At 69.8% G+C, this 8833-nt stretch carries 8 protein-coding genes and 2 pseudogenes; 6 read left to right on the top strand and 4 right to left on the bottom strand.

What is annotated here, in order from left to right:
• The 4 genes and pseudogenes from BDI24065_RS40375 to fliE form a co-directional block, all read right to left on the bottom strand.
• Positions 1-595 (bottom strand): annotated as a pseudogene (locus tag BDI24065_RS40375) (flagellar hook-length control protein FliK); the annotation flags it as partial.
• A 413-nt stretch (positions 596-1008) separates the two neighbouring features.
• Entirely contained in the window at positions 1009-1341 is a 333-nt protein-coding gene (locus tag BDI24065_RS40370) for a flagellar protein FliT (protein ID WP_175015377.1), read from the bottom strand.
• Positions 1338-1772 carry a flagellar export chaperone FliS gene (gene fliS / locus BDI24065_RS40365; RefSeq protein ID WP_175035875.1) on the bottom strand — a complete coding sequence of 145 codons (435 nt, stop codon included), beginning with the start codon at positions 1770-1772 and terminating at the stop codon, positions 1338-1340. Before fliS ends, BDI24065_RS40370 begins: the two co-directional genes overlap by 4 nt.
• A 206-nt stretch (positions 1773-1978) precedes the next feature.
• Positions 1979-2323: a flagellar hook-basal body complex protein FliE gene (gene fliE, locus BDI24065_RS40360; protein ID WP_175035874.1), complete on the bottom strand. Its 345-nt coding sequence runs from the start codon at positions 2321-2323 to the stop codon at positions 1979-1981.
• A gap of 249 nt (positions 2324-2572) precedes the next feature.
• Between fliE and fliF the strand changes: the two genes are divergently transcribed.
• The 6 genes and pseudogenes from fliF to BDI24065_RS40330 all read left to right on the top strand — a co-directional run.
• On the top strand, positions 2573-4336 hold the full coding sequence (gene fliF, locus BDI24065_RS40355; RefSeq protein WP_175035873.1) for a flagellar basal-body MS-ring/collar protein FliF: 1764 nt from the start codon (positions 2573-2575) through the stop codon (positions 4334-4336).
• Positions 4326-5321 carry a flagellar motor switch protein FliG gene (gene fliG / locus BDI24065_RS40350; RefSeq protein WP_122946491.1) on the top strand — a complete coding sequence of 332 codons (996 nt, stop codon included), beginning with the start codon at positions 4326-4328 and terminating at the stop codon, positions 5319-5321. The genes fliF and fliG overlap by 11 nt, the downstream gene beginning before the upstream one ends.
• The gene (gene fliH, locus BDI24065_RS40345; protein ID WP_175035872.1) at positions 5314-5997 is read left to right on the top strand and encodes a flagellar assembly protein FliH; all 684 of its coding nucleotides are present in this window, start codon (positions 5314-5316) and stop codon (positions 5995-5997) included. Before fliG ends, fliH begins: the two co-directional genes overlap by 8 nt.
• Positions 5998-6029: 32 nt before the next feature.
• Entirely contained in the window at positions 6030-7550 is a 1521-nt protein-coding gene (gene fliI, locus BDI24065_RS40340) for a flagellar protein export ATPase FliI (protein ID WP_438820052.1), read from the top strand.
• A gap of 5 nt (positions 7551-7555) precedes the next feature.
• Complete coding sequence (gene fliJ, locus BDI24065_RS40335; protein WP_175035870.1) at positions 7556-8014, top strand: flagellar export protein FliJ; 459 nt, start codon at positions 7556-7558, stop codon at positions 8012-8014.
• Positions 8015-8043: 29 nt separating this feature from the next.
• Positions 8044-8833: pseudogene (locus BDI24065_RS40330) on the top strand (flagellar hook-length control protein FliK); the annotation flags it as partial.

The following is an 8833-nucleotide window of genomic DNA, read 5'->3' as shown; positions in this document are numbered from 1 at the left end:
AGCCGTGCTGCGCGGCATCCGGGTCGGCCGGCGCGAGCGCGGCCGCGAGGCGCGCCTGCGGCTCGCGCATCAGCGCCGCGAGCGGACGCTGGCCGGCCAGCCACTGCGCGAGATGGGATTCGTAGAAAAGGCCGCTTTCGCTCACGGCCTGCGCGAGCGCTGCACGCAGCACCGCGACCGGCAGGGCCGCAGCCGCTTCACGTGCCGCCGCAGCGGACGATGCAGCAGCGGAAGCCGGCGTGGAAGACGCAGCCGGATCGGCGGCGGCCGGCGCGGCAGCCGGCGCGGCCGTATCGGTCAGCAGCACGGTGGGATCGGCCAGCAGCGGCGCGCGCCCGGCAATGGCCGGCGTCGAGTCGCCGCCCGCGCGCGAGATCGCGTCGAGCACACGCCCGACATCGGACAGTGCGGTCTGGGTGGAGGCTGGCGGTGCGGCGGGCGGGCTGCCGGCCGACGGCGTGGACGACGCGCCGGTGCCCGGCGTGCCGACCTGCGAGGCTGCGCCGCCGCCGGCGGGCGCCGACACGGTGCCGGTCAGCAGGCTGTCGAGGCGGCTCGCCAGCAGTGCGGCCGCAACGGAGTCGATACCGGTCATGATCGGAGCCTGCTCACCCTAGGGTCTGTTTACATATGGAACGCGCATGCGTTGCCACGAGAACGGCCGCTCGCGAGGCGCGCGACGCCGCGAATACTGACGTATTCGCAAGGAGCGCAACGCGGCGAGCGGCCGTTCTCATGGCAACCCCAAATTAAGAAATTCATGTCACGGGAATGCTCGAAATCGCCCGCATGGCGGCGTCGTTCGTCGCTTGTTTGGCTCGGCCAAACGGCGCTCCTCACTCCTTGCCCTGCGAGCGATTTCGGGCATTCGCATGCGCGTTCCATATGTAAACAGACCCTGCACCTCGTTGCGAATCCGGACGCGGCACATCGGTGCCGCCCGCGGGAACTGCGCGCCTGCCACAGCGGACTCGTGCGCCCCCGCGCCCGTTTCCCCGGAAACGGGCCCTACCCGCGCGCGCGGTAGAGATCGGTCAATACCTTGGTCGAGCGCCGCGCCTCGAACAGCGCGGACAGCCGCGCAACGTCCGGGCTCGCGAGATCGCGGATCGCGGCGTCGTCGGCCAGGATGCGGCGGATCAGGTCGAGCTTGCGGCCGAGATCCGATTCGTCGAGCACGACGCCCGGATCGGCCTCCTTCAACCCGTCGACAAGCAACATGAATTCGGCCTGCAACCCCGGCAACGCGCTCCAGTCGGCGCTGCGGGCAGCGCCCAGCATCCGGCCCGACACGGCGGCGAGCGCCTCGTAACGTTCGAAGTATTCGGCCTTGCGATTCATCGTGATGCTTCCACTGCCTGTTGCGCGGCCATCCGCGCGACTTCCGGGGCAATCCCCGTCCATGCTTCCTCGAGCGTCGCGAGCAGCCCGTCGACTTCGACCAGCATCGCGTCGCTCGCCTGCGCATTCGCTTCGAGCAGACGCCGGCTGATATACGCATACAGCGCGTCCAGCCGCTCGGCGATCTCGCCACCGGCGTCGCGGTTCAGCGACGCCTTCAACCCGCTGTCGACGATCCGGATCGCCTTGCCGATCGCATCGCCGCGCGCAGACACATTGCCTTGCTGCAAATGCAGGCGCGCCAGCGCAACCGCCTGCCGCGCGCCCTGGTACAGCATCGCGATCAACCGGTGCGGGGAGGCGCCCATCACCCCCGTCTCGACGCCGACACGCGCGTATGCACTGGCTCCAGCGTGTCCTGGGGAAAACATGCGCTTCTCCTTGTTATGCCTTGGCTATACGGGAACCGCGGCCGTGCATTGCACGACGCGGCCTTCACCGGAGTTATCGGAAGGGATTTGGAAAGCTTTAGGCAAGCGGAGCATGCCGCCTGGCGCAAAAGAGCCGGCCCGCCGGCCCGCCCGGCGGCCTTCCCCGGTCACCTTCCCCGGATAGCCGTCCCCGGGTAGCCGTCCTGCTACACCGACATCTGCATGATGTCGTTGTAAGCGCTCACTAGCTTGTTGCGGACCTGGAGCCCGAACTGGAAGCCGATGTTGGCTTTCTGCATGTCGACCATCACGTCGTTCAGCGACACGTTCGGCGCACCGACCTCGAACGCCTTCGCCTCGCCGAGCGCGTGCTGCTGGTCGCCGCTGATCTTGTCGAGCGACGCCTTCATCGCGCTGGCGAACGTGCCGGCCGTCGCCGCGCCCGAGCCGGCCAGTGCCGCCGCCGGGCTCGCGACGCCGCCGGACGCCTGCGCGGCCATCGACTGCATCTGTTGCAACACCGAACCGATTCCGCTGACGTTCGCCGTCATGCTGTCCCCAAAACTGAGAGAAGAGACCCGGTCGCACCGGGAGATCCGCCGGCGCCGCACCACGCGCACCATGCCGGATTCCGAAAAAGGATAGCAGCGTGACGCGCGTCAAAGCCGAGAAAGTACGGGGGAAACCCCGCTCTTTTCGGTCGATCGGAGTACGGCCCGGGTCACGATAATCGCATCGTGTCATTGTCCGCCCGCTCGTCCGAGCGAGCTCAGTCGTCCCGCTCCGGAGAAACTCGACGCATGGATTCGCAGGCCAACTCGCTGATCAACCCAGACGCCCGCGCGGGCCTCGCCAGCCCGGCGCCCGGCGCCGCCGCGGCCGCCGCGTTGCCGGGCGCGGGTGGCGCAGGTGCGGACTTCGGGCTTGGCGGCTTCGCGGAACGCATTCCCGGCATCTCGCGGATGAAGGGCAACCCGAAGCTGCCGTTCCTGATCGCCGTCGCGTTCGCGGTCGCCGTCATCACCGCGCTCGTGCTGTGGAGCCGCGCGCCCGACTACCGCGTGCTGTACAGCAACCTGTCGGATCGCGACGGCGGTGCAATCATTGCCGCGCTCCAGCAGGCAAACGTTCCCTACAAGTTCGCCGATGCCGGCGGCGCGATCCTCGTGCCGTCGAACCAGGTGCATGAAACGCGCCTGAAGCTCGCCGCGATGGGGCTGCCGAAGGGCGGCTCGGTCGGCTTCGAGCTGATGGACAACCAGAAATTCGGCATCAGCCAGTTCGCCGAACAGATCAATTACCAGCGCGCGCTCGAAGGCGAGCTGCAGCGCACCATCGAATCGATCAACGCCGTGCGCGGCGCGCGCGTGCATCTCGCGATCCCGAAGCCGTCGGTGTTCGTGCGCGACAAGGAAGCACCGAGCGCGTCGGTGTTCGTCGACCTCTACCCGGGCCGCGTGCTCGACGAGGGCCAGGTCCAGGCGATCACGCGGATGGTGTCGTCCGGCGTGCCCGACATGCCCGCGAAGAACGTGACGATCGTCGACCAGGACGGCAACCTGCTGACCCAGACCGCGTCGGCATCCGGCCTCGACGCGAGCCAGCTCAAGTACGTACAGCAGGTCGAGCACAACACGCAGAAGCGCATCGACGCGATCCTCGCGCCGATCTTCGGTGCCGGCAACGCACGCTCGCAGGTCAGCGCGGACCTCGATTTCTCGAAGGTCGAGCAGACGTCGGAAAGCTACGGCCCGAACGGCAATCCGCAACAATCCGCGATCCGCAGCCAGCAGACCAGCAGCGCGACCGAGCTCGCGCAGGGTGGCGCGTCGGGCGTGCCGGGCGCGCTGTCGAACACGCCGCCGCAGCCGGCTTCCGCGCCGATCGTCGCCGGCAACGGCCCGAACGCGCCGCAGACGACGCCGGTGAGCGACCGCAAGGACCAGACGACCAACTACGAAGTCGACAAGACGATCCGCCATCTCGAGCAGCCGATGGGCAGCGTGAAGCGGCTGTCGGTCGCGGTCGTCGTCAACTATCAGCCGATCGCCGACGCGAAGGGCCACGTGACGATGCAGCCGCTGCCGCCCGCGAAGCTCGCGCAGGTCGAACAGCTCGTGAAGGATGCGATGGGCTACGACGAGAAGCGCGGCGACTCGGTGAACGTCGTGAACAGCGCGTTCTCGACCGCGAGCGACCCGTACGCCGACCTGCCGTGGTGGCGCCAGCCCGACATGATCGAGATGGCGAAGGAAGCCGCGAAGTGGCTCGGCATCGCGGCGGCCGCGGCGGCGCTCTACTTCATGTTCGTGCGCCCGGCGATGCGCCGCGCGTTCCCGCCGCCCGAGCCGGTCGCGCCTGCGCTCGCCGCGCCGGAGGATCCGGTCGTGCTCGACGGCCTGCCGGCACCGGAGAAGGCCGAGGAATCCGACTCGCTGCTGCTCGGGTTCGAGAGCGAAAAGAACCGTTACGAACGCAACCTCGACTACGCGCGCACGATCGCCCGCCAGGATCCGAAGATCGTCGCCACCGTCGTGAAGAACTGGGTGTCCGATGAACGCTGAAGGCTTGACCAAGAGCGCGCTCCTGCTGATGTCGATCGGCGAGGAAGAGGCCGCGCAGGTATTCAAGTTCCTCGCGCCGCGCGAGGTCCAGAAGATCGGCGCCGCGATGGCCGCGCTGAAGAACGTCACGCGCGAGCAGGTCGAGGACGTGCTGCACGAATTCGCGAAGGAAGCGGAGCAGCACACCGCGCTGTCGCTCGATTCGAGCGAGTACATCCGCTCGGTGCTGACCAAGGCGCTCGGCGAGGACAAGGCCGGCGTGCTGATCGACCGGATCCTGCAGGGCAGCGACACGAGCGGCATCGAGGGCCTGAAGTGGATGGACTCGGGCGCGGTGGCCGAACTGATCAAGAACGAGCATCCGCAGATCATCGCGACGATCCTCGTGCACCTCGACCGCGACCAGGCGTCCGAGATCGCGTCGTGCTTCACCGAGCGGCTGCGTAACGACGTGATCCTGCGGATCGCGACGCTCGACGGCATCCAGCCGGCCGCGCTGCGCGAACTCGACGACGTGCTGACGGGCCTGCTGTCCGGCAGCGACAACCTGAAGCGCAGCCCGATGGGCGGCATCCGCACCGCGGCCGAAATCCTGAACTTCATGACGAGCGTGCATGAGGAAGGCGTGCTCGAAAGCGTGCGCCAGTACGACGCCGAACTCGCGCAGAAGATCATCGACCAGATGTTCGTGTTCGAGAACCTGCTCGACCTCGAGGATCGCGCGATCCAGATGGTGCTCAAGGAAGTCGAGTCGGAAACGCTGATCATCGCGCTGAAGGGCGCGCCGCCGGCACTGCGCCAGAAGTTCCTCGCGAACATGTCGCAGCGCGCGGCCGAACTGCTCGCCGAGGATCTCGACGCGCGCGGCCCGGTACGCGTGTCCGACGTCGAGACACAGCAGCGCCGCATCCTGCAGATCGTGCGCAACCTGGCCGAGAGCGGCGCGATCGCGATCGGCGGCAAGGCGGAAGACGCGTATGTCTGATTCGGCGAGCGATCGCGTGGGCACCCTCACCGCCTACCAGCGGTGGGAGATGGCGTCGTTCGACCCGCCGCCGCCCCCGCCGCCGCCCGACGACGCGGCAGCGGCTGCCGCCGCGCTCGCCGAGGAACTGCAGCGCGTGCGCGACGCCGCACACGCCGAAGGCCATGCGGCCGGCCACGTCGAAGGCCAGGCGCTCGGCTACCAGGCCGGTTTCGAGCAGGGCCGCGAACAGGGGTTCGAGGTCGGCCAGGCCGACGCGCGTGAACAGGCCGCACAGCTCGCGGCACTCGCCGCGTCGTTCCGCGAGGCCGTGTCGACGGTCGAGCACGATCTCGCCGCCGACATCGCGCAGCTCGCGCTCGACATCGCGCAGCAGGTCGTGCGCCAGCACGTGAAGCACGACCCGGCCGCGCTGGTTGCGGCCGTGCGCGACGTGCTCGCGGCCGAACCCGCGCTGTCCGGCGCGCCGCATCTCGCGGTGAATCCGGCCGACCTGCCCGTCGTCGAAGCCTATCTGCAGGACGATCTCGATACGCTTGGCTGGAACGTGCACACCGACGCGTCGATCGAGCGCGGCGGCTGCCGCGCGCACGCCGCGACCGGCGAGGTCGACGCGACGCTGCCCACGCGCTGGCAGCGCGTCGCGGCCGCGATCGGCAAGGTAAGCACGTGGTGACGCGGCCGCCCGAGGCGCTCGTGCACGACGGCATGACGCCGCTCGAGCGCGAACTCGCGCTCGCGTCGTTCGGCCCGGACGCCGCGCACGAAGCCGAAGCCGCACAAGACACCACCCCGCACCGCGCCGCTGCGGCGGCCGACGTGTCCGGCGCCGCACCGCGCGCACCGCACAACCCGCATCTCGCGCACTGGCGCACCCACCTGAACGGGCTCGCCGCGCGCAGCCACCGCGCGCTGCCGCTGCGGCCGTGCGGGCGCCTGACACGCGCGGCCGGCCTCGTGCTCGAGGCGATCGGGTTGCGCCTGTCGGTCGGCGCCGAATGCACGATCGAACTGCCGCCCGGCAGCACGCTGCCGCACGCGGAAGCCGAAGTCGTCGGCTTCGCCGGCGATCGCCTGTTCCTGATGCCGACCACCGACGTCGCCGGCGTCCTGCCCGGCGCACGCGTGTGGCCGCGCGAAAGCGCGCCCGTCGCCGATCCGCTCGCGGGCGCGAAGCGGCTGCCGGTCGGCTGGGAGATGCTCGGGCGCGTCGTCGACGCGTCGGGCCGCCCGCTCGACGGCCTCGGGCCGCTTGCGTCGAAGGTCGACGCGCCGCTGTCGGCGCCTTCGATCAACCCGCTCGAACGTGAGCCGATCCACCACGTGCTCGACGTCGGCGTGCGCGCGATCAACGCGCTGCTCACCGTCGGCCGCGGGCAGCGGATGGGCCTGTTCGCAGGCTCCGGCGTCGGCAAGTCGGTGCTGCTCGGCACGATGGCGCGCTACACGAGCGCGGAAGTGATCGTGATCGGGCTGATCGGTGAACGTGGCCGCGAAGTGAAGGAATTCATCGAACAGATTCTTGGCGAGGACGGGCTCGCGCGCTCGGTCGTCGTCGCCGCGCCGGCCGACGTGTCGCCGCTGCTGCGGATGCAGGGCGCGGCCTACGCGACGTCGCTCGCCGAGTATTTCCGCGACCAGGGCAAGCACGTGCTGCTGCTGATGGATTCGCTGACCCGCTACGCGATGGCGCAGCGCGAGATCGCGCTGGCGATCGGCGAGCCGCCCGCGACGAAGGGCTATCCGCCGTCGGTGTTCGCGAAGCTGCCCGCGCTCGTCGAGCGCACCGGCAACGGGCCGGAAGGCGGCGGCTCGATCACCGCGTTCTACACGGTGCTGACCGAAGGCGACGACCAGCAGGACCCGATCGCCGATTCGGCGCGCGCGATCCTCGACGGCCATATCGTGCTGTCGCGTACGCTCGCCGAGGCCGGCCACTATCCGGCGATCGACATCGAGGCGTCGATCAGCCGCGCGATGACCGCGCTGATCGACGAAACGCATCTCGACCACGTCCGGCAGTTCAAGCAGATGCTGTCGCGCTACCAGCGCAATCGCGACCTGATCGCGGTCGGCGCGTACGCGCCCGGCCGCGACGCGCAGCTCGACCGCGCGATCGCGCTCTATCCGCGCATCGAGGCATTCCTGCAGCAGGGCTTTCGCGAATGCGCGCCGTTCGCGTCGAGCCTCGCCGGGCTCGATGCACTGTTCGACGCTTACGGAGGCTGATCCAGATGGCACACGGCTTTCCCCTTCAGTTGCTGCTCGACCGCGCGCAGGACGATCTCGACTCCGCCGCGAAGCAGCTCGGCACCGCGCAGCGCGACCGCACCGCGGCCGCCGAGCAGCTCGACGCGCTGCTGCGCTACCGCGACGAATACCATGCGCGCTTCTCGCAATCGGCGCAGCACGGGATGCCGGCCGGCAACTGGCGCAATTTCCAGGCGTTCATCGACACGCTCGACGCCGCGATCGCGCAGCAGCGCAGCGTGCTGGCCGCGGCCGAAGTCCGCATCGACGAAGCACGCCCGAACTGGCAAAACAAGAAACGCACCGTCGGCTCGTTTGAAATCCTGCAGGCGCGCGGCGTCGCGCAGGAAGCGAAGCGCGAGGCCCGGCGCGAACAGCGCGACGCCGACGAACACGCCGCGAAAATCCTGCGCATGCGGGCCGACGCGGCCCGTTCGTCGTAACACCACCGCATTCGAACGAGAGAACCGACATGCCTCCCCTGCCCCTGCTCGGCGCGCTGCTCGACACCGCCGGCGCCGCACTCAAGGCCGCCCGCGGCTCGGGTTCGTCCAGCGCCGCCGGCAACGATGCCGCGAGCGCCTCGACCGCCGTGCCGTTCGCGCAGACGCTGAAGCAAAGCGTCGCCACCCGTCGCGATGCGTCGAATTTCGGCGTGCCGGATACGTCGACGAAACAGGTTGCGTCGAAACCGGCCGCCGGCACGAAGCCGTCCGCCAACGATGACGACGACGCGACCGACGATACGACCACGAACGCCGCGACCAACCCGGATGCTGCCGCACTCGCGGCCGCCGCCGCGGTGCAGGCGCAACTGCAGGCGCGCACGGACAACGCGACGCCAGCCGATGCGGCAGCCGCCGCGGCCGCTGCACAAAAGACGGCCGTGTCCGGCCAGCCCGATGCCACGGCCACGCTGGCGGATCACGCGGCAAAGGACGCGGCCGCCACCCCGGCGTCGAGCCGCGATGCGCTGCAGGAAGCGCTCGCCAAGCTGACGGGCGGCTCGGGCGCGATCGCGATGCCCGCGACCGGTACGGCGGCGTCGACACCCGCCGCGACCGCCGCTACCGCAGCGACCGGTACTGCCGCGCCGCTGACACCGAAGGTGCCGACCTTCGACCGCACGCTCGCCGACGCGAAGGGCGCGCTCGCCACCCAGCAGGCGCCGGCGCAAGCCACCGCGCAGGCGCTGCAGGCCAACGCGAACGCGCAGTCGGGCGAGCAGCACGCGCTCGCGGCAGCCGGCGACGCGACGGACC

It is taken from the genome of Burkholderia lata (genome assembly GCF_902499025.1).
Classification (GTDB): Bacteria; Pseudomonadota; Gammaproteobacteria; order Burkholderiales; family Burkholderiaceae; genus Burkholderia; species Burkholderia lata_C.
This window is presented reverse-complemented; position numbering and strand designations above follow the sequence as displayed.

Bases quoted from the DNA above. Each gene is read 5' to 3' on its own strand.
- fliF (WP_175035873.1), top strand. From the start codon at position 2,573: ATGGATTCGCAGGCCAACTCGCTGATCAACCCAGACGCCCGCGCGGGC.
- fliS (WP_175035875.1), bottom strand. From the start codon at position 1,772: ATGTTTTCCCCAGGACACGCTGGAGCCAGTGCATACGCGCGTGTCGGC.
- BDI24065_RS40370 (WP_175015377.1), bottom strand. From the start codon at position 1,341: ATGAATCGCAAGGCCGAATACTTCGAACGTTACGAGGCGCTCGCCGCC.
- fliE (WP_175035874.1), bottom strand. From the start codon at position 2,323: ATGACGGCGAACGTCAGCGGAATCGGTTCGGTGTTGCAACAGATGCAG.
- fliJ (WP_175035870.1), top strand. From the start codon at position 7,556: ATGGCACACGGCTTTCCCCTTCAGTTGCTGCTCGACCGCGCGCAGGAC.
- fliH (WP_175035872.1), top strand. From the start codon at position 5,314: ATGTCTGATTCGGCGAGCGATCGCGTGGGCACCCTCACCGCCTACCAG.
- fliI (WP_438820052.1), top strand. From the start codon at position 6,030: ATGACGCCGCTCGAGCGCGAACTCGCGCTCGCGTCGTTCGGCCCGGAC.
- fliG (WP_122946491.1), top strand. From the start codon at position 4,326: ATGAACGCTGAAGGCTTGACCAAGAGCGCGCTCCTGCTGATGTCGATC.